Origin of the sequence: Dyella humicola (genome assembly GCF_026283945.1) — a bacterium.
In the GTDB taxonomy this organism is placed as follows: Bacteria; Pseudomonadota; Gammaproteobacteria; order Xanthomonadales; family Rhodanobacteraceae; genus Dyella; species Dyella humicola.
This window is the reverse complement of sequence record NZ_JAPDPC010000001.1, coordinates 655,938-674,708: the sequence shown is the minus strand read 5'-3', so window position 1 is coordinate 674,708 and position 18,771 is coordinate 655,938. Positions and strand designations below refer to the sequence as shown.

At 62.6% G+C, this 18,771-nt stretch carries 19 protein-coding genes and 1 tRNA gene; 5 read left to right on the top strand and 15 right to left on the bottom strand.

Annotation, left to right across the window (positions count from 1 at the left end; translation table 11 throughout):
* Positions 1–20: 20 nt before the first annotated feature.
* Positions 21–662 carry a ribose-5-phosphate isomerase RpiA gene (gene rpiA / locus OUZ30_RS02850; protein ID WP_266180657.1) on the top strand — a complete coding sequence of 214 codons (642 nt, stop codon included), beginning with the start codon at positions 21–23 and terminating at the stop codon, positions 660–662.
* A gap of 87 nt (positions 663–749) precedes the next feature.
* Here the strand turns inward: rpiA and OUZ30_RS02845 are convergent, their stop codons facing one another.
* The 4 genes from OUZ30_RS02845 to rplM form a co-directional block, all read right to left on the bottom strand.
* Complete coding sequence (locus tag OUZ30_RS02845) at positions 750–2,825, bottom strand: S53 family peptidase (RefSeq protein ID WP_266180656.1); 2,076 nt, start codon at positions 2,823–2,825, stop codon at positions 750–752.
* Positions 2,826–3,559: 734 nt separating this feature from the next.
* A tRNA-Gln gene (locus OUZ30_RS02840) sits at positions 3,560–3,633 on the bottom strand.
* Positions 3,634–3,687: 54 nt separating this feature from the next.
* Complete coding sequence (gene rpsI, locus OUZ30_RS02835) at positions 3,688–4,080, bottom strand: 30S ribosomal protein S9 (RefSeq protein ID WP_266152260.1); 393 nt, start codon at positions 4,078–4,080, stop codon at positions 3,688–3,690.
* A 9-nt stretch (positions 4,081–4,089) separates the two neighbouring features.
* On the bottom strand, positions 4,090–4,518 hold the full coding sequence (gene rplM / locus OUZ30_RS02830) for a 50S ribosomal protein L13 (RefSeq protein WP_046972628.1): 429 nt from the start codon (positions 4,516–4,518) through the stop codon (positions 4,090–4,092).
* A gap of 131 nt (positions 4,519–4,649) precedes the next feature.
* Here rplM and OUZ30_RS02825 point away from each other — a divergent pair, with 131 nt between their 5' ends.
* Both OUZ30_RS02825 and coq7 read left to right on the top strand, forming a co-directional pair.
* Positions 4,650–5,852: a (Fe-S)-binding protein gene (locus OUZ30_RS02825; protein WP_266180655.1), complete on the top strand. Its 1,203-nt coding sequence runs from the start codon at positions 4,650–4,652 to the stop codon at positions 5,850–5,852.
* 10 nt (positions 5,853–5,862) lie between these two features.
* The gene (gene coq7, locus OUZ30_RS02820) at positions 5,863–6,504 is read left to right on the top strand and encodes a 2-polyprenyl-3-methyl-6-methoxy-1,4-benzoquinone monooxygenase (RefSeq protein WP_266180654.1); all 642 of its coding nucleotides are present in this window, start codon (positions 5,863–5,865) and stop codon (positions 6,502–6,504) included.
* 81 nt (positions 6,505–6,585) lie between these two features.
* Here coq7 and speD read toward each other — a convergent pair whose 3' ends face one another.
* Positions 6,586–7,371, bottom strand: a complete 786-nt coding sequence (gene speD, locus OUZ30_RS02815; protein WP_026633844.1) for an adenosylmethionine decarboxylase — start codon at positions 7,369–7,371, stop codon at positions 6,586–6,588.
* A gap of 363 nt (positions 7,372–7,734) precedes the next feature.
* Here speD and crp point away from each other — a divergent pair, with 363 nt between their 5' ends.
* Positions 7,735–8,349: a cAMP-activated global transcriptional regulator CRP gene (gene crp / locus OUZ30_RS02810; RefSeq protein WP_266180653.1), complete on the top strand. Its 615-nt coding sequence runs from the start codon at positions 7,735–7,737 to the stop codon at positions 8,347–8,349.
* Here the strand turns inward: crp and OUZ30_RS02805 are convergent.
* The 7 genes from OUZ30_RS02805 to OUZ30_RS02775 form a co-directional block, all read right to left on the bottom strand.
* Entirely contained in the window at positions 8,346–9,365 is a 1,020-nt protein-coding gene (locus OUZ30_RS02805) for a bifunctional helix-turn-helix transcriptional regulator/GNAT family N-acetyltransferase (RefSeq protein ID WP_266180652.1), read from the bottom strand. The two genes, crp and OUZ30_RS02805, sit on opposite strands and share 4 nt — an antisense overlap.
* Positions 9,366–9,438: 73 nt before the next feature.
* Entirely contained in the window at positions 9,439–10,140 is a 702-nt protein-coding gene (locus tag OUZ30_RS02800; RefSeq protein ID WP_266180651.1) for an HAD family hydrolase, read from the bottom strand.
* A 3-nt stretch (positions 10,141–10,143) separates the two neighbouring features.
* Positions 10,144–10,938: an indole-3-glycerol phosphate synthase TrpC gene (trpC, locus tag OUZ30_RS02795; RefSeq protein WP_266180649.1), complete on the bottom strand. Its 795-nt coding sequence runs from the start codon at positions 10,936–10,938 to the stop codon at positions 10,144–10,146.
* A 45-nt stretch (positions 10,939–10,983) separates the two neighbouring features.
* Complete coding sequence (gene trpD / locus OUZ30_RS02790) at positions 10,984–12,060, bottom strand: anthranilate phosphoribosyltransferase (RefSeq protein ID WP_266180648.1); 1,077 nt, start codon at positions 12,058–12,060, stop codon at positions 10,984–10,986.
* Positions 12,057–12,653: an anthranilate synthase component II gene (locus tag OUZ30_RS02785; protein WP_266180647.1), complete on the bottom strand. Its 597-nt coding sequence runs from the start codon at positions 12,651–12,653 to the stop codon at positions 12,057–12,059. Before OUZ30_RS02785 ends, trpD begins: the two co-directional genes overlap by 4 nt.
* Positions 12,654–12,812: 159 nt before the next feature.
* A complete protein-coding gene (locus OUZ30_RS02780; RefSeq protein ID WP_425601471.1) occupies positions 12,813–13,607 on the bottom strand; it encodes a L,D-transpeptidase family protein in 795 nt (264 codons plus the stop codon).
* A gap of 79 nt (positions 13,608–13,686) precedes the next feature.
* Entirely contained in the window at positions 13,687–15,093 is a 1,407-nt protein-coding gene (locus OUZ30_RS02775; protein ID WP_266180646.1) for a C40 family peptidase, read from the bottom strand.
* A 342-nt stretch (positions 15,094–15,435) separates the two neighbouring features.
* On the opposite strand from OUZ30_RS02775, the gene OUZ30_RS02770 reads away from it, so the two are divergent.
* Positions 15,436–16,116 (top strand): M15 family metallopeptidase, encoded by a 681-nt coding sequence (locus tag OUZ30_RS02770; protein ID WP_425601506.1) that lies wholly within the window; start codon positions 15,436–15,438, stop codon positions 16,114–16,116.
* Positions 16,117–16,166: 50 nt separating this feature from the next.
* Here the strand turns inward: OUZ30_RS02770 and OUZ30_RS02765 are convergent, their stop codons facing one another.
* The 3 genes from OUZ30_RS02765 to trpE form a co-directional block, all read right to left on the bottom strand.
* Positions 16,167–16,361: a hypothetical protein gene (locus tag OUZ30_RS02765; protein WP_266180645.1), complete on the bottom strand. Its 195-nt coding sequence runs from the start codon at positions 16,359–16,361 to the stop codon at positions 16,167–16,169.
* 169 nt (positions 16,362–16,530) lie between these two features.
* On the bottom strand, positions 16,531–17,232 hold the full coding sequence (locus tag OUZ30_RS02760) for a hypothetical protein (protein ID WP_266180644.1): 702 nt from the start codon (positions 17,230–17,232) through the stop codon (positions 16,531–16,533).
* 2 nt (positions 17,233–17,234) lie between these two features.
* Positions 17,235–18,710: an anthranilate synthase component I gene (gene trpE / locus OUZ30_RS02755; protein ID WP_266180643.1), complete on the bottom strand. Its 1,476-nt coding sequence runs from the start codon at positions 18,708–18,710 to the stop codon at positions 17,235–17,237.
* Between the last annotated feature and the right edge of the window lie 61 nt (positions 18,711–18,771).

Sequence of the window (18,771 nt, the reverse complement as noted above, 5' to 3'; positions counted from 1 at the left end):
TACTCATCGGGACGCATGACATGAGCAACGCCAACGAAAAACGCCAGGCCGGCGAAGCCGCCATCCGCTATGTCGAGGACGGCGCCATTGTCGGCGTCGGCACCGGCTCCACCGTCGCCTTCTTCATCGATGCGCTGGCCGACCTGAAAGACCGCATCCAGGGTGCCGTGTCCAGTTCGGAACAGTCCACCGCACACCTCAAGCGCCTGGGCATTCCCGTGCTCGACCTCAATGCCGCCGGCCCGCTCAGCCTCTACGTCGATGGCGCGGACGAGTGCGATTCGCACAAGCGGCTGATCAAGGGCGGCGGCGCTGCGCTCACGCGCGAGAAGATCGTGGCCGAGGCCAGCGAGAAGTTCATCTGCATCATCGATTCGAGCAAGCAGGTGGACCTGCTCGGCAAGTTTCCGCTGCCGATCGAGGTGATCCCGATGGCACGCAGCCTGATCGGTCGCGAAATCGTCAAGCGCGGCGGCCAGCCGGTGTGGCGCGACGGTGTGGTGACCGACAACGGCAACTGGATCATCGATGTGCATGGCTGGCAGATCGTCGATCCGGTCGCGCTGGAAACCGACCTCAACCAGCTTCCGGGCATCGTCGCGGTGGGCCTGTTCGCACGCCGTCCGGCCGATGTCGTGCTGGTGGGCGATCGCGAAATGTGATCGTGCCATGCGACGCGCAACGCACGGAAAAGAAAACGCCTCCCGCGCTAACGGGAGGCGTTTTTACTTCAACACGTCAAATAACGCTTATGGCCAGGCGTTGACCAGGTTGGCCGCGTTGACCGTGCCGATGCCGGTCGCAAAATCCCAGCCCGTACCCGTGCCATAGGCCTTCGAATAGCTGGAGCTGGAAGTCGACAGCACGCCGTTCGTGCCCGAAGGACGATAGCAGTTGTGCGTGCCCGTGCAATTCACGTCCATGTCGCCCTGGGTGACGTCATAGAAGATGCAGCCGCTACCCACGCCATTGCCATTGCTGGAATTGCACGAGGTGCTGCCGCTGGTGCCGTATTCGGTTTTGGCCAACGAATACAGGGTCGGGTTCGGGTTACCCACGCTGGCGCCGATTTTCTGATTCACCAGCGCCTGGATGCCCGCCATGATCGGCGATGCGAACGAGGTGCCACCTGCACCGGCCCAAGCACTCGGTGCGCCCGTGCAGGCCACGCCGCCGCCGGCCGTGTTGGTGTAGCAATAAACGTAGTAGTGACCCCACACACCATTGGCCGCGAACAGCGAGACGTCCGGGATATCACGCACGCCATCGGCTGGATTGCCCAGGAAGCCCGACTGCCACGACGGCTTGGCGGTACCCACGCAGGTGCCGCCCACCACACCGGTCGTGCTCGCCTTGCCGCTGGCGCAACCGCTGGGACCGCCACTGCCCGATGCCGTGGTGAGGTAATACTGCTTGCCCGTGGCGCTGTTGCAGAAGCCGCTGGTGCCATACGGCGTGCTATAGCCACTCTTGCCGCTGATCAGCACGCTGGCGCAGGAGTCATTCCACGGGATTTCATTGATGTACGACAACGCCGAGCCATAGGTGGAGCCGTTGGTGGAACTCCAGTACGTGCTGTTGGTGCCGGCGTAGGTATCGCCGAAGTCCGTACCGCCCACCGCCACGTTGTATGGCGTCGATGCAAAGCCGCTTACGCCGATACCGTGGGTAGCCTTCGTCTGGTTGGCATCGCAGCTGGCAGCACCTTCGTCACCGGAGGAGACATACACCGAGACGCCTTCGGCAGCGGCCTGCTGATAGGTGGAGATGTAGGCTGCATTCGCAGTGGCGCCATTGGCGGCTTCGCACTCGCCGTAGCTCACGCTCATGATCGCCGGCGGCGTGCCGGAGGCGTTGATCAGGTTCTGGATCGCGATCAAGCCGCCAAACGTCGTCGACGTATCCGCGCACGAGGCCAGTTCCAGGGTCGCACCCGGTGCCGCAGCACCGGCCCACTCCACATCCAGTTCGGCCTCACCATCGTTACCGGTGAGCACGCCCGGGTTGGTGCAGCTGTCCGGATGCACCTGGGTAAAGGTGCCGGCCGGCAGGCCGAAGGTCGAGCGGAAAGTCGAGATGTCGGCCGTCGAGTACACATTCGTGTCTTCGATCAGCACGATGGTCTGGCCTGCGCCATTGATGCCCGCATTGAACAGCGGCGTGAAGTTGTAGATCTTTGCCAGATCCGCCGGCACCACCGCCTGGTAAGTGCTGCCGCTGCTGGTGAAGGTGTAGTCCGCGCGCGGCTTGCTGTTGGTATGCGGGCGGAAATCGTTGAGCGAGACCACGCCGGCGACCACGGAAGCGAAAGCCGCCGGAATCTGCGGATCACTCATGTTGGAGAGATGGTCCGAGTCGGCCACATGCAGATGATGGATTTCGGTATTGAACGCGCGGCGCACCGCTCCGGCATTACCCGAGAAATCGATCATTGTCCCACTGGGATACACGCGGTTGACGGTGAAGCCATGCGATGTCAGCCAGTGGGTGACCGCATCGATGTCCAGCTGCGATACGCCGTACTGCTGGCCGAATTCATCCGCGGTGAGCCATTTGCGGTAGTTCGGCGAACTCGGAGTCTGCTGGTCCTGCATGAATTTCTGTAGCGCCGCCTCGCGGTCGGCTGGACGCTTGAGCAGCAACTGCATGTGCTCCAGCGAAAGACCATCCTGCGCAAGACCACGATCGTTCTCCGCCGTCGCGTAGGGCGACACATTGCCCGGCACGCTCACGCGATCGTTATCGTTTGCCGGGCGCGCGATGAGCGGCTTGGACAATAGACCGATGGTGGCAGCGTCGGCGTGTGCCGCGAACGTAGCTCCCATCCCGACGGCCAAAAGCGTCAACAAGGTTCTCGCGGTCCTTTGACCGCGCGTACATACCGTATTCAATCTCACGTCGCTTCCTCCCAATGACTTCGGAAAGGTCCAGCAAGACGCAGCTCGCCAGCGCACCTGGCGCGGACGGCGGTGCTTGAAGACCAACGGTAAGAGATGCTGCCGCCTCCCCAACGACTAATCCGGCTGAGCACCGGTGCGGCGTTGCCAAGACTACGCCTGGCGCGACAGAAGTCTGTCAGCCTTGGTGAGATTTGGTGAGATTTGTGAAGTTCGTCACAGCGGATAAATAATTCGCAAAAACATGAACTTGCGAAGATCGCGCTATTTGCTGCGATGGTTCGAACCAGAAACAAGAGCGAGCCGCCTCAACGTGCGGGTCTAGGATTGTTCGCCCCATCCTTGGGGCTCACCCCTACGCGCTGCGCGCTTCGGGGCCAGCGCTGGCGCGCTGTCCAACAAGTTCCAGACAACAAGTCGAACGTAGGTTCGTCTCCTGTGTCCCAGGCAAAATAAAAGGCCCGCCGTTAGGGCGAGCCTTCTCAACCTGCGGGCCTCGGATTGTTCGCCCCATCCATGGGGCTCACCCCTTCGCGCTCCGCGCTACGGGGCCAGCGCTTTGCGCTGTCCAAATTTGTTCCTGACAAATTCGTCGAACGTAGGTTTGCCTCCTGTACCCCAGCCAAAATAAAAGGCCCGCCATATAGGCGGGCCTTTTATTTTGGCTGGGAGACTAGGATTCGAACCTAGATAAACGGAGTCAGAGTCCGTTGTCCTACCGTTAGACGATCTCCCAAAACCCGGCGGAGCGGTGCGCTCTGACTTGATGCACCGTACCGTCGAAGCGTGATTAGCGCTTCGAGAACTGGGTAGCGCGGCGGGCCTTATGCAGACCGACCTTCTTGCGCTCGACCTCGCGGGCGTCGCGGGTCACGAAGCCAGCCTTGCGGAGCTGCGGCTTCAGGGTTTCGTCGTACTCGATCAGCGCACGGGCGATACCGAGACGGATCGCACCGGCCTGGCCGGTGATGCCGCCGCCGGCAACGGTGACGTTGACGTCGAACTTGTCGCTGGCCTGGATCAGTTCGAGCGGCTGGCGCACGATCATGCACGAGGTCTCGCGACCAAAGAACTGCTCGAGGCTCTTGCCGTTGACGATGATCTCGCCCTTGCCCTTGCGCAGGAACACGCGGGCGGCGGAGGTCTTGCGGCGGCCGGTGCCGTAATTTTGCTGGATCGCCATGATGGTTCCTTAGAGTTCCAGCGCCTGCGGCTGCTGTGCGGTATGCGGATGTTCGGCACCGCCGTACACCTTGAGCTTGCGGTACATCGCGCGGCCGAGCGGATTCTTCGGCAGCATGCCCTTCACGGCGATTTCGATGACGCGCTCCGGATGCGTGGCCAGCAGGTCCTTGAGACTCATGGTCTTCAGGTTGCCGACGTAGCCGGTGAAGCGGTGGTACATCTTGTCGTCCAGCTTGGCGCCAGTCACGGCAACCTTCTCCGCGTTGACCACGACGATATAATCGCCAGTGTCGACGTGAGGAGTGAACTCGGGCTTATGCTTGCCGCGCAGACGGCGGGCGATCTCGGTCGACAGACGACCGAGCGTCTTGTCCGTAGCATCAATCACGAACCAATCGCGCTTGACGCTTTCCGGCTTGGCGCTGAACGTTTTCATTTCAGAATACCTAGTCTGCCGCCACCAGGGCGGTACACGTAATCGGTGGAACAAAGGCGCGAGATGATAACGGAGTTTTCATCAATCGCGCAAGCCCACCGACCGGCGGGCTGCGAGCTGGCGATGATAGCATGACCGGCATGCCTGATGAAAAGCCCCCCCTACGCATTGCCTCGTTGGCCGACCAGTGCGTTCAGTGTGGACTTTGCCTGCCGGCATGCCCCACCTACGCCCTGGACGGCAACGAAGCGGAGTCGCCGCGGGGCCGCATTGCCATCGCGGCTGCGCTGGCGCGGGGCGAGGTGGAACCCACGGCCTCGCTGCGGGAACACCTGGATCATTGCCTGGGTTGCCTGAACTGCGAACGGGTGTGCCCGGCCAACGTGCAGTATGGCGAGCTGCTGGTGGAAACGCGCGCCCTGCTGGGGCCTGCACCGGGCCGACCACGACTGCTACTGGCACTCATCAAGCGACCCGCCTTATGGCAGTTCGCCAGCCGTCTCGCCGGCATGCTCGGGCTCGCTCGCTGGAAACGGCGCCTTGCGGAACGACTGCCGCCCGCATCGGCCTGGCGCGCCTCGCTGGAGACGCTGCCGGATGGGTCGAACGAGGCTGCACTGCCAACCTCTCCGGCCGACGCTCCGTCGGCGCAACCAGGCGTCGCGCTGTTTCCAGGTTGCGTTGCCAGCGTCGAGGATGCCCAAGCCCAGCAGGCCGCCATCACACTACTGCGCGCGGCGGGCTATCGAGTTTCCCTGCTGCCCGCATTCTGCTGTGGCGCCATCGATTTGCACGGCGGCGAAGCAAAGGGCGCCGAGCACGCCGCCCAACGAGTACGCGACGCGTGGCAGGCAGCGGGAGCCCAATCACTGGTATCGATCACGCCGGGTTGCCTGGGCACACTAAGACGCGCCCTGCCCGGCGTCACGGTAGCGGACCCAGTCACCTTGCTTTCCGAGCGCGCGGATCAGTTGCGCTTTCATCCCCTGGCCCGACGTATTGCCCTGCACTTGCCTTGCACGCAGGTCAACGTGGCACGCAGCGAATCGGCCTTGCTTGGCCTGCTGCGCCAAGTGCCGGAGCTGGAAGTGAAGCTGGTGCCACGTCCACCGCACTGCTGTGGCGCCGCCGGTTCGCACATGCTTGAGTTTCCGCAGCGCGCCGCGCGCCTGCGCGACGATACGCTCGAACAGATCGCCAGCCTGGCGCCACAGCAGTTGTTATCGTCCAATATCGGTTGCCGCCTTCATTTGGCTGCGGGTATGGACCAAAGCGGTCGCCAGTGGCCGCACCTGCATCCGTTGACCTTGCTCGCACAGCAATTGATTTCGTAGAGGCATTGCCATGAACGCACGCACGCTCTCCCCGCTCGACCGTCTGCTGGCCGGCATCGAACGCGCCCTGGAAACGGTGGCCGGCTCGCCAGAAGCCGGACGCGCGTCACCGGCCGAGGCCTTCGACGAGTCCGACATGGATGACTCCGAGCGTCGCCACGCCGCCGGGCTGATGCGCATCAACCACACCGGCGAGGTTTGCGCCCAGGCGCTGTATGACGGCCAGGCTGCCCTGGCGCGCAGCGAGGAAAACCGCGAGCACCTGCAACACGCGGCTAGTGAGGAAACCGACCATCTGGCCTGGTGCGCAGAGCGCCTGAAGGAACTGGACAGTCGCCCCAGCTTGCTCAACCCACTGTGGTACGCAGGCAGCTATGTGATCGGAGCCGCCGCCGCACTGGCGGGTGATCCGGTGAGCCTGGGCTTCGTGGTCGAGACGGAGCGCCAGGTGGAAGCGCACCTGGAAGAGCACCTGGACAAGCTGCCGCCCCAGGACGAGCGTTCGCGCGCGATCCTCACGCAGATGCAGGCCGATGAAGTGCGCCATGCGCATGACGCCAAGGTCCGCGGCGGCATCGACCTGCCGTTCCCGATTCCCGGGCTTATGCACCTGAGTTCGATGGTGATGAAGGCGGTGGCGTATCGGGTTTGAAGGCACTGGATCCCAGCCTTTCCAACCTCACAGAAAAAACCCGCCTTCCGGCGGGTTTTTTTGTGGCTTGCGCCAGATCGGTCACATCAGGTTGCGGCCGTGGAACAGTTCCTCGATCTCGCGGCGCAGCAGCGACTCGATGCGCTGGCGCTCCTTGAAGGAGAGATCGTCGGCATGCGCCTCGAACAAATACGTATCAAGGTCAAAATCCTTGATGTGCATCTTCGTATGGAACATGTTTTCCTGATACACGTTCACGTCGAACATCTCGTACTTCTGGCGAATGTGCTTAGCCAGGTAGTCCTGTACGGAGTTGATCTTGTGATCGATGAAGTGCTTCTTGCCCTTCACGTCGCGGGTAAAGCCACGCACTCGGTAGTCGGCGATGACGATATCCGATTCGAAGCTGTCGATCAGGTAGTTCAGCGCCTTCAGCGGGGAGATGACGCCACAGGTGGCCACGTCGATGTCCGCGCGGAACGTCGCAATGCCGTTGTGCGGATGCGTTTCCGGGTACGTATGGACAGTGATGTGGCTCTTGTCCATATGCGCCACCACGGCACCGGAAATGGTGTCGCGGCCAAGCTTTTCGACCACCGGCTCCTCGGAGATGAGGATGGTGACCGATGCACCTTGCGGATCGTAATCCTGGCGTGCGATGTTCAGGATGTTGGCACCAATGATCTCGGCCACATCCGTCAGGATCTGGGTAAGGCGGTCAGCGTCGTACTGCTCATCGATGTATTCGATGTAGCGTTGGCGCTGTTCTTCAGACACTGCATAGCAAATGTCGTAGATGTTAAAGCTCAGCGCTTTGGTCAGGTTGTTGAAACCCTGCAAGCGCAGGCGGGGAAGTGGTTTCACCACAACGGGCTCTCCATGGCCGGAATGTGCGGCCAGCAGCAGAGGCGGGTTAGCGACAAGGGTCCCCGCTGGATAATTCGACGCGAAAGCCTGAAGCTTCCACGACCCTTGTGACCGGAGCGCGACAAGGGGATCGCGTCCGAAAGACCGTGAAGTATGCGGCAAAAAAAAGAAAAACTGAACCTTCGGCAGGTCAAGTTAGTTTGCCATAATGCCCGGAGGGGGATGGATTGGACACCCCGGTGGCCGCTCGCGGGCCTCGGACCATAATCTACGGGACACATCGTGGCGCAACTTAAATATCAGCTACAACAGGCTTTTGAACGTTCCCAGGCGCCAGCGAACTTTGCACCGGACCCGGCATCCATGGAGCGTTTTCTGGCCCTTTGCCACCGGCGCCGTTACCCAGGCAAGACCGCCATCATCCGTCCGGGCGATCCGGCCAACACCTTGTATTACATCATCGACGGCTCGCTCGCCGTGTGTACCGAGGACGAGCAGGGCCGCGAACTGATCCTCGCCTACCTGAGCCGCGGCCAATTCATCGGCGAGATGGGCTTGTTCGTGGAACAGGCGCAGCGCGAGTCGATGGTGCGCACGCGTACCGCCTGCGAAATGGCCGAGATCAGCTACGAACGCCTGTTCCAGCTGATGGAAGGCCCGCTGCGCGAGGAGTGTCCGAAGATCCTGTTCGCCATTGGTGCCCAACTCACCAATCGTCTGCTGCGCACCTCGCGCCAGGTCAGCCGCATGGCGTTCATGGACGTGACTAACCGCATTTCCAGAACGCTGCTGGACCTGTGCCAGGAGCCGGATGCCATGACCCACCCGGAAGGCACGCAGATCCGCATCTCGCGCCAGGAAGTAAGCCGTATCGTGGGCTGCTCCCGCGAAATGGTCGGCCGCGTGCTCAAGCAGCTCGAAGAGCAACGCATGATCGACGTGGCGGGCAAGACCATCGTGGTGCGCGGCACCCGCTAACGGCTGAGCCTGGTTCGTTTCGCCGCACCCCGCACCAGCGGGTGCGGCCTCGGGGGCTTCTTCTCGTAGACCATGTAAACGTCGGCCCGCTCGTAGTGCGAGCCGGGCCGTACGGACGGCTGCATGACGAAGCCCGCCTGTTGGTACATGCGCAGTGCGGTCTTCAGGCGGCTGTTGGACTCCAGGAACAGCTCCCTGCCCTTGCGCCGATGGAATTCGGCGATGGCCGCATCCAGCAAGCGCCGCCCGGCCCCAAGGCCGCGGAATGATTCATCCACACCCATCTTCGACAGCTCATAGACGCCTGGCGATTCGTGCAACAGCGCGCAGGTGCCAATGACTTCACCGCGCAGCCGGGCGAAGAAGATCGCGCCGCCGGGCTTCAGTACGTAGCGCTCGGGGTCGCCGAGCACGACGCGATCGATATCTTCCAAGCGGAAATACCGCTCCAACCACGCTGCGTTGAGGCGATAGAAGTGCTCCTTCAGGGCCGGCTCGAAGGAGATGATCTCCAGCTCGGCTGTGCTGAGCGCGGCATGCTCGGCCAGTATGGACGCCACCACGGGGCGTTCCTGCAAAGCCTTTTCGCAGGCCGCCAGCGCGGCCAGCAAGGTCAGGCCATCCTGACCCAGCGAAGCCATCGCTCCGCGCCTGATCGCAACCCAGACAGGGCCGAGCGAGGTCAGCGCGCCACGCCCCTTTTCTGTCAGCACCAGCAGGCTGCGCCGGCCGTCCCGGGCATCCTTGCGCCGCTTCACCAGGCCAGCGCGCACCAGCTTGTCGGCGAGTTGGCTCACGGCGGAATGGGTCTGGCCAATGGCCATGGCGACATCGCTGACCGTGGTCGCACCGTTCTCCCACAGGTAGCGCAGGAGCGGAAACCAGCGTGATTCGATGGATACGCCGCAGCTGCGATAGACCTCGTCGGCTGCCGCATAGAAATGGTCGCTGAGCGCCTTGAGCCGACTGCCAAGCGCCAGTTCACCGAGCGATGCGAGGTACATGAAAAGACCCATCAGACAATTGCGTTAGCACTAACGTAATTCCCTGAAACCCTTTCATGCAACCCTGTCGAACGTCAGGCCCGGGTTAGAACCAGTCCACCCGGGTGATGGTGCGCCCCAGCGCCTTTTCCATCTTCTTGCACAGCTTCGGCGTGCCATTGACCAGCACCGCCTGGCCGGCCGGCTTGAGCATCGGCACGTCCACCAGCGAATCGCTGTAGGCGACATGCCACTCTTTCACGCCGATCGCGCCCAGTTGGACAAGTTTTCGCCGCCCCAGGTTGTGCAGCTTCACGCGCATGCCCAGGATGCCAGGGCGCAGTTGCGAAGCCAGCACTTCGATGCCGCTCAGTCCGAGCTGATCGAGGATATGGCTGACCAACACGTGCTCACAGCCCGTCACCACGATGACACGGTCACCCTCGGCCTGATGACGGCGCAAGGCAAGCAAGCCGTCGCGGCTGAACTGGCGCGGACGCCGCACCAGGCTGGCAGCGAACGCCTGCGCCGCCACCTGGTAGCGTCGCTCGTTCAAACCCAGCAAGCCGACGTGGACCACCAAACGCGCCGCATGCTTGCGCGAAAACGGCAGCACCAGGGCGATCCACGGCAAGGCCAACACGGCGGCCAGCTTGCGCAGCAAAGAGCGCTCGTAGCACTCGCGCATGAACAAGGAAAACGCGTCGCCGTGAATCAGTACGCCATCGAAATCGAACAGCACCGTGCGCGGTGCGGACGAGGCCACCTCCGCAGCATCCGGCATGAACTCTTTTTCTACTGTCGCCATCACTTACTTGCCGTCGAATAGGCGCTTGAGCTCGCTGCCCGGATCACCCGCACGCATGAACGCCTCGCCGACCAGGAACGCGTTGACGCCGGCATCACGCAGCAGGGTCACGTCGTCGGGCGTATGAATACCCGACTCGCTGACCAGGATGCGGTCGTACTCCATCAACTGTTGCAGCTCCAGCGATGTCTCGAGCGAGGTGTGGAAGGTGCGCAGATTGCGGTTGTTGACGCCGATCAGCGGCACGGGCAAGGCCAGTGCACGCTCGAGCTCTTCGGCATCGTGCACTTCGCACAATACGTCCATGTCGAGCTCGGCTGCGAGCATCGCCAATTCCAGCAGGGCGCCATCGCTGAGCGCGGCGACGATCAGCAGGATGCAGTCGGCGCCGATCACGCGCGCCTCATACACCTGATACGGATCGATCACGAAGTCCTTACGCAGCACCGGCAGCGAACAGGCCGCACGCGCCTGCTGCAGGAAATCCTCGCAACCGTGGAAAAAGTCGCGATCGGTCAGCACCGAAAGACAGGCTGCACCGCCCGCTTCGTAGCTGCGTGCAATGGCGGCGGGATCGAAATCGGGGCGGATCACGCCCTTACTCGGACTTGCACGCTTCACCTCAGCGATCACGGCCGGCAGGCCAGCGTCGATCTTGGCCTCGATAGCCGCAGCAAAGCCGCGCGTTTCTGGAAGATCCACCACGCGCGAGGACAGCTCGATCAAGGGGAGCTTGGCACTGCGCTCGGCGACCTCTTCGGTCTTGCGCGTCAAAATACGTTGGAGGATGTCGGTCATGTCGGCAGCGTAATCGGTCATTGCGTGAAAAACGTGGCAAGAGCGTCAGTGCTGATCCGCAAGACGCCGTGTCGTTGCCACGAAGGCATCCATTTTCGCACGGGCGGCGCCACTGGCGATGGTTGCACGGGCCAGCTCGATGCCGGCCGCAATGGAATCCACCACATTGGCAGCGTAAAGCGCAGCACCCGCATTGAGACAAACGATATCGTGCGGCACGCCGCTGCGGCCTTCCAATGCCTCCAGCAGCATAGCGCGCGACTCCTGCGCATTCTCCACCCGCAAGTTGCGGCTGGACGCCATGGCAAGGCCGAAATCCTCCGGCTCCACCTCGTATTCACGCACTTCGCCGTCGCGCAGCTCGCCCACCAGCGTCGCCGCACCCAGCGAAATCTCGTCCATGCCGTCGCGTCCCCACACAACTAGTGCATGTTTCGCGCCGAGTGCCTGCAATACGCGCACCTGGATGCCCACCAGGTCCGGGTGGAACACCCCCATAAGGATGTTGGGCGCACCCGCCGGATTCGTCAGCGGCCCAAGGATGTTGAACAGCGTGCGCACGCCCATTTCCCTGCGCACCGGCGCCACCACCTTCATCGCGGGATGATGATTGGGCGCGAACATGAAGCCGATGCCGGTTTCATGCATGCATTGCGCCACTTGCGCCGGCGCCAGGTCGATCGCCGCGCCTAGCGCTTCGAGGACGTCCGCGCTGCCCGACTTGGACGAGACGCTGCGACCACCATGCTTGGCGATGCGCGCGCCAGCCGCAGCGGCCACGAACATGGATGTCGTGGAGATATTGAAGCTCGATGCACCATCACCGCCGGTGCCGACGATATCGATGAAATGTTCGTGCGCCGGCAGTTCCACCTTGGTCGACAGCTCACGCATCACGCGCGCCGCGCCGGTGATCTCGCCCACGGTCTCCTTCTTCACGCGCAGGCCAGTGATGATGGCTGCGGTCATCAGCGGGCTCACCTCTCCGCGCATGATCTGACGCATCAACTCGATCATCTCGTCATGGAAGATCTCGCGATGCTCGATCGTGCGCTGCAAGGCCTCTTGCGGCGTAATCGTCACGCGGCGTCCTATGGACTGTGTGGTGGACGTGTCGTTCATGCGGCCAGCTTCAGCGGAAGGCCGAGGAAATTGCGCAGCAAGTCATGACCGTACTGGGTCAGGATCGACTCCGGATGGAACTGCACGCCCTCGACATTCAACGTCTTGTGGCGCAGGCCCATGATTTCGTCGATCGACCCATCGGGATTTTCCGTCCACGCGGTGACTTCAAGGCAATCGGGCAGCGAGCTTTGCTCCACCACCAGCGAGTGATAGCGCGTGGCCTCGAACGGATCGGGCAAACCGGCGAACACGCCCTTGCCGCGATGGCGTACTGGCGAGGTCTTGCCATGCATGATCTGCTTGGCGCGGATCACCTTGCCGCCGAAGACCTGGCCAATCGCCTGGTGCCCCAGGCATACGCCGAACACCGGGATCTCCCCGGCCAATTCGCTCAGCACGCCCAGCGACACGCCTGAATCGTCCGGCGTACCAGGCCCCGGCGAAATCATGATGTGGGTGGGCCGCAGCGCGCGGATGCCGGCCACGTCCAGCGCGTCGTTACGCACCACTTTCACCTCCTGTCCCAACTCGCCCAGGTATTGCACGAGGTTGAAGGTGAAGCTGTCGTAGTTATCGATCATCAGCAGCATAGAAGGGCCAACTCATTGATTAAGCGCAACAATTAACCGCAAAGCGAGGTGCTTTGGCGCCGCACGGAGAACCGCCCGAGCGCGGCTATGCGGTGGCAGGAAGTGCATTGTGCTCAAAGCGGCGCCGCGCTGCAGCATGCGATGCCTTTGGCGGCACTCTCAGGGTTGATGATCCAGCGCAGGCAGATGCCATGCCGACTGCAAACGCGCGTACTCGTTTTGCGGCAAAAGCACGAAGACCGGGTGATCCTCCGGCTTCAGCCACGCCAGCAGCTGGCGCATCACGGACTCCGGCATCGCGGTGCAGCCGGCGGTGGCGTCCGTGGGCGATTTCCACACATGCGCAAAGATACAGCTGCCTGCCTTTTCGCGCCCTTGGGGGTTGTGTTCGATGACGAAGCCCACCCTGTAGAGCTGGTCGCCGTTGAGATGCAGGTCACGCCGCATCGGCTCGCTGGAACCGGCCACGGCCTGCTCGCCCACCTGGCGCGTATCGACGATCCGGTTGTAGTAAGGCGAACCACTCACATCCATGCAGTAGTCGGACACTTGCAGTGCGCGATACGGCAGTTGCGTATCGGTCTTCGATGCATAACCGAACGCTTCGCCGATGCGATACACGCCAGCGGCGCTGCGACCATCGCCCTCCTGTTTTTGCGGACCCTCCGCCTGAGCATCGTTGAGACCCAGACCCCACGCAGCACCCGCGTGCCCGATGGTTACGGGCTTCGCGCTGGCAACCTGATGCCACGTATCGCCTGTGCGTTGGTACGTGCGTAACACGCCGTGATCCGTGTTCCAGTCGGGAATCACGACCAGCACCATCTGGCGCGAATCGCGCCAGCCTGCGTTGCCATCGGCCGCCGGAACGATGGTGCTGCTGACGAGCGCAACGATCGCGATGGCGCAAGCCAGGAGTCGACGGAAGCCGCAACGGCGATGGGTGTGAGGCATGTGAGGTCGCATCGGAAGGAAGAGGAATCGATGCCACCAGCCTGCCTCAATACTTTCGAGATGGGTAGGCCCCGGTCGCTCAGGGACGGACACGCACGATGCTTGTCATGCTGTCCACATAAGAGTGCTTGCTATCCAGCATGAGCGGCAGCAGGGGCGTTACCGACACCGCATTGAGCTTGACCTCGCGCAACGCACCACCGTCATCGCGGTAACTGATACCCGTGGTGTCATGGATGACGTACGGTTCTCCCCCGCGCCGGCCAATCACCATCATCACGTGACCCGGTATGTAGACCAGGTCGCCTACCTGCAATGCGTTGACCGCCTTCATGCGGACGTCGTGGCGATCCTTGCTGGTAAAGACCTGATGCGTCAGCGCCGGACTGACGGCCTGCCTGCTGGTATCTCGCGGCATCTGCACGCCCATGCTGCGATAGACGTCCGCCACGAAACCGCTGCAATCCCGTCCGTCGTAGGCATGCCCCCAGCCATAGCGCTCACCGAGGAACTTGAAGGCCTGATGCAGGATGTTGGCTTCGGTGAGCGGCAGATAATCAGCGGCGGTATCGGCATGGCGCTGGATCAGCGCAGGCGAGAAGCCAAGCATGCCGCTGGCCGTCCGTATCGGCAGTTCGATCACATGCGAGGTATATGGCGACTCGCCATTGACTGGCTGGTCGGCGGGATGATCGGCCATGACGGGTACGGCAACCCCCATATCGAGCTGCAATTGCGACACGCCCGGCTGCTCGGGTGAATAGACCGTCACCACCTGAGGGCCCGTTACCACGCGCCGTGGTCGCCGTCCCGCATAGCCGAAGACCTGTTCGGCGGAACCCTCGGCGATATTGTCCTTGCGCGTCCACGCCGCATAACGCGGGCTTAGCACGAACAACCATTGGCCATCGCTGCTCTCATGCGCAATGACCACCGGCGTACCGGGAAACTCGGCCGTCTCCTGGAAACGGTCTATGTCGCTGTCGTCTGCGGAGGTGAACACCCGCAAGTCGGTCGGAAAGCTACGCAAGGCGGCACGATGCAGCACCAGCCCGTAGCGCGTGTGTTGCTCCATCGGCACGCCATCGAGTGCGAGCCCGTCGCTGACTTGCTGGAGCAGGTCAGCGGGAACGCGCTCGCCCTTCTCGTCGTACAGCGGTTGCTTGGGCAGCTCGGAGATGTTCTTGATCCATGCCACGACCTGATCGCGCATCAGTGCCGCCGGCAGCGTCCGCAGATCGCGCATGGACGGATCAACCTGGAACAACTGCGCATTCTGAGACGCGATAGCGTCCGCGCCGAGCAGCACGCGATCAGGTTCGGCGAGCTGATGAATCCAGAAGTCCGGGGTAAGCATGGTTTCGCTGTCTATGCCGATGACGCCCGAGGGTGGCACCGGAAGCTGGCCACCTCCGTTGTATGCCCGCGCCGGTGAGACAACCAGGGAAGCGGCGAGAAGCCATGTTGCAGCATGAAGCAATCGCATGAGTATCCCTTACGACTAGCCAAGAGCGGGCGCAAAAACGGGCGAACCTGATGCGCAGGATATCGCTCCGCCGTATCGGATGCTGCTCCTTGTCCGCTACACCGTGCCACCATGCGCTACGTGCAACGCCAAGCCTGTACGATGCCCTCCACCACACGAACGGGAGGCGGCGTGAAAGTGTCCAGTGCTCCAGGCGGCGCCTTCACGTTCGTACTGGCAGGTGGCAGCAGCATGGCAAGGACCGATGGAAACTGGCAATCAAACGCGCCGATTCAACGCATGCGACTAGCTGACCGCATTGGCGTGCGCAGATTTCTGTGGATTTGCACGGCCTTGACCGGCATGTTGCTGGCCAACCATGCGATGGCGGACGCGACGCCGGTACTCTCGACGGCCAAAACGGCCGATGAGGCAGGCCTGGTCGATATCCGCCAACTGGTGCCTGACATCGCCGAGGACATCAAGTACGCCGGCAGCGACAACTTCGTGGGCACGCCGGTTGACGGCTATCTCGCACCGAAATGTTTCCTGCTGCGACCCGCCGCTGAAGCACTCGCCCGCGTCGAGCATGACTTGCGCCCGCGCCATCTGCGGCTGCAGTTGTTCGACTGCTACCGACCGGCACGCGCGGTACAGCATTTCGTGCGCTGGGCGTCCGACCTGTCCGACCAGCATACCAAGGCCGCGCATTACCCCGATCTGGACAAGAGCAAATTGCTCGGCGACTACATCGCCCCCGTGTCGGGGCACAGCCGTGGCGCTACCGCGGACCTGACCCTGCTCCAATGCAATGCCAGCGATACGCATTGCGCTCCGCTGGACATGGGCACGGGCTTTGATTTCTTCGGCCCGCTGGCGAATACGGATTCGCCGCAAGCCACGCCCGCCCAGCACGCGAATCGCGCCCTGCTCCGCGACGCGATGGCGCACCAGGGCTTTCGCAATTACGCCATGGAATGGTGGCACTACACGCTGACGCCGGGACCCGCGACGGACACGATCTACGACGTGCCGGTGCAATGAGCCGCGGCGGCTGACGGGACGCTTGACGGGTACGGCCCCAAGGCTTCCGCTTAAACGTCAATTTGCCCAATCGAAATTCGTGCCGCCCCTGACAACAGGATCGACTCCCGTTCGGCCAGATGCGTGGCGAAGCTCACGGCTAGTAACAGTTTCTGCCGCCGGCATAGCGGGAGACCATTGCGCCGAATGATCCAGCCATGACGCTCGTGCCTGGACACGGTGTATTCGATAAGCGTGACAGCCATGCGGGCTTCCTTTCCCCATCGGGCTGAGCCTGCCGATCAAAAAGCGGGCCCAGTGCCTAGAAGGTTAGACGTCACCACCCACTTGGACTATCGGAGAAATCTGAGAACTCTTCACGTGCTGGCACGGATCGCGCGCTCCGCGACCTTTCGAAGCGAGCGCTTGCCTGGGTTAAGGACGATTGCCCGGGGTTACCGGCGGAAAGGCCAGCAGGTTCGAGGTGTAACTCTCCATTACCAGGCTGAAAGGGCGGTTTGCCTGGTCGTACAACACCGCACGGTGCTGGAGCACGAAATGCGGCATCTCCAGCACATCGGTGGGCGATGGCGGCAACGGCGCGCCAGTCTCCCAGCCTTGTGGCAACGGTGACCACAACAGGTCGGCGGACAAGGTCTGCCGGCGAAAGTGCAGCGGCTGCACCACCTTGCCGAACGGCGTGTCGGTGGTGTCGAGCTCGTGATTCATCGCGTCAGTGAGTCGACCCGGTACGTACCAGTTGTCGGCTTCGGAAAGCACATGGCCGCCGCAAGCGAGCAGTACGCGACGGTAGCGCACGGATTCGTCCGCACCAATGCCAAGCTGCTCGCGTGCGTCTTCCGGCAGCGGCTTGTCCACGCCGCGGACGCGCTCGGCCACCACCTTGGCTTCGGCTGCCAAATGATGCGACCCGCACCAGCGCTCCAAGGTCAGCGTGGCGCTTGAGTGACTCAATAGATCGGCGTTGAGCGACTGCAACAGCGCCAGCACTTCCACGCGAGAGGTGAAGTCGCCACGCCAGATCGTGGGCGCATCGGGTGCACTCGCGGGCACGGGAGTGACGAGCAAGCTGCCGGTCAGCCCCAGCACACAAGGCAGCACCGCGTGACGACGCATGCTCACAGCCCCTGCGCTGCCTGCGCCACGGCGCGGAACAGTGCGCGACCCTTGTTCATGGTCTCCTCCCACTCGGATGCGGGGTCGGAGTCATAGACGATGCCGGCACCGGCCTGCACATGCAGGCGCCCGCCCTGGATCACGGCCGTGCGGATGGCGATGGCCGTATCCGCATCACCCCACCAGCCGATCCAGCCGATCGCGCCGGCATAGATGTTGCGCTTGTACGGCTCCAGTTCCTGGATGATTTCCAGCGCGCGAATCTTCGGCGCCCCGCTGAGCGTACCTGCCGGGAAGGTGGCCTTGAGCACATCCATATAACCGACACCGGGACGCACCTTGCCCTGCACCTGCGAGACGATGTGCATCACGTGCGAATAGCGCTCGACCGCGAAGGACTCGCTGACTTCCACGCTGCCGGTCTCGCTGATGCGGCCGATATCGTTGCGGCCAAGATCAATCAGCATGACGTGCTCGGCGCGCTCCTTCGGATCGGCCAGCAGCTCGGCTTCGAGGGCCTGGTCCTCTTCCTCCGTGGCACCACGCTTGCGCGTGCCGGCGAGCGGACGCACCACCACCTTGCCGTCCTTCAAGCGCGCCAGGATTTCCGGCGATGAACCCACGATCTGCGTGGCGCCGAGATCGACGAAGTACATATACGGCGAGGGATTCAACGCACGCAGCGCGCGATAAACATCGACGGGACGTGCATTGAAACCCACGCTCAAGCGCTGCGACGGCACCACCTGGAAAATATCGCCCGCGCGGATGTATTCCTTCGCGCGCTCCACCATGGCCTCGAACTCCTCCTTGGTGAACGAGGACTTGAAATCGCTCTCGTCCAGCGCCGTCGACTGGTTGAGCTGGGGATAGGACACGCCACTCTGGCGCAAGCGATAGACCAGCGCGTCCAGACGACGCTGCCCTTCGGCATAGGCGTGGGGCTGGGAAGGGTCGGCGTGCACGATCAGGTACAAGCGCCCCTTGAGATTGTCGAAGACCGCCACTTCCTCGGCGAGCATCAGCAACACATCGGGCGTATCCAACTCATCGGCGCGATCCCAGCGCGCCAGGCGCGGTTCGATATAGCCGATCGTCTCGAAACCGAAATAGCCGACCAGGCCGCCGCTGAACGCCGGCAGCTGCGGCAGGCGCGGCACATCGTATTGCTGGCGGAGCTTCTCGATCTCGCCCAGCGGATCTTCCACGTGGCGACGCTCGGTCACTTCGCCGGCATCTTCCACTTCCAGCTCATGCCCACGCAGCCGGTAAACACGCTTCGCCGGCAGGCCGATGATGGAATAGCGTCCCCACGTAGCGCCGCCCTCGACCGATTCGAACAGGAAGGTATACGGGCCGTCGGCCAGTTTCAGGTAGACCGACAACGGCGTATCGAGGTCAGAAAACACCTCTCGCACCAGCGGAATACGGGTATGACCCTGCGTTGCCAGTGCGTCGAATTCTTCTCGGGAGATCACGTGGGGGTCCGGATGGCCAAGCTTGAATGGCCATTGTAGGGGCAGCACCGCGCCGAACCGA

What these genes read in the sequence shown, in the direction of transcription:
- rpsI (WP_266152260.1), bottom strand. Translation starts at nt 4,080, where the DNA reads ATGGCGATCCAGCAAAATTACGGCACCGGCCGCCGCAAGACCTCCGCC.
- trpC (WP_266180649.1), bottom strand. Translation starts at nt 10,938, where the DNA reads ATGACCGACATCCTCCAACGTATTTTGACGCGCAAGACCGAAGAGGTC.
- OUZ30_RS02775 (WP_266180646.1), bottom strand. Translation starts at nt 15,093, where the DNA reads ATGCGATTGCTTCATGCTGCAACATGGCTTCTCGCCGCTTCCCTGGTT.
- coq7 (WP_266180654.1), top strand. Translation starts at nt 5,863, where the DNA reads ATGAACGCACGCACGCTCTCCCCGCTCGACCGTCTGCTGGCCGGCATC.
- crp (WP_266180653.1), top strand. Translation starts at nt 7,735, where the DNA reads ATGGAGCGTTTTCTGGCCCTTTGCCACCGGCGCCGTTACCCAGGCAAG.
- OUZ30_RS02845 (WP_266180656.1), bottom strand. Translation starts at nt 2,825, where the DNA reads ATGGGAGCTACGTTCGCGGCACACGCCGACGCTGCCACCATCGGTCTA.
- OUZ30_RS02785 (WP_266180647.1), bottom strand. Translation starts at nt 12,653, where the DNA reads ATGCTGCTGATGATCGATAACTACGACAGCTTCACCTTCAACCTCGTG.
- trpD (WP_266180648.1), bottom strand. Translation starts at nt 12,060, where the DNA reads ATGAACGACACGTCCACCACACAGTCCATAGGACGCCGCGTGACGATT.
- OUZ30_RS02770 (WP_425601506.1), top strand. Translation starts at nt 15,436, where the DNA reads ATGTTGCTGGCCAACCATGCGATGGCGGACGCGACGCCGGTACTCTCG.
- OUZ30_RS02805 (WP_266180652.1), bottom strand. Translation starts at nt 9,365, where the DNA reads ATGGGTCTTTTCATGTACCTCGCATCGCTCGGTGAACTGGCGCTTGGC.
- OUZ30_RS02780 (WP_425601471.1), bottom strand. Translation starts at nt 13,607, where the DNA reads ATGCCTCACACCCATCGCCGTTGCGGCTTCCGTCGACTCCTGGCTTGC.
- OUZ30_RS02800 (WP_266180651.1), bottom strand. Translation starts at nt 10,140, where the DNA reads ATGGCGACAGTAGAAAAAGAGTTCATGCCGGATGCTGCGGAGGTGGCC.
- OUZ30_RS02760 (WP_266180644.1), bottom strand. Translation starts at nt 17,232, where the DNA reads ATGCGTCGTCACGCGGTGCTGCCTTGTGTGCTGGGGCTGACCGGCAGC.
- rpiA (WP_266180657.1), top strand. Translation starts at nt 21, where the DNA reads ATGAGCAACGCCAACGAAAAACGCCAGGCCGGCGAAGCCGCCATCCGC.
- OUZ30_RS02765 (WP_266180645.1), bottom strand. Translation starts at nt 16,361, where the DNA reads ATGGCTGTCACGCTTATCGAATACACCGTGTCCAGGCACGAGCGTCAT.
- OUZ30_RS02825 (WP_266180655.1), top strand. Translation starts at nt 4,650, where the DNA reads ATGACCGGCATGCCTGATGAAAAGCCCCCCCTACGCATTGCCTCGTTG.
- rplM (WP_046972628.1), bottom strand. Translation starts at nt 4,518, where the DNA reads ATGAAAACGTTCAGCGCCAAGCCGGAAAGCGTCAAGCGCGATTGGTTC.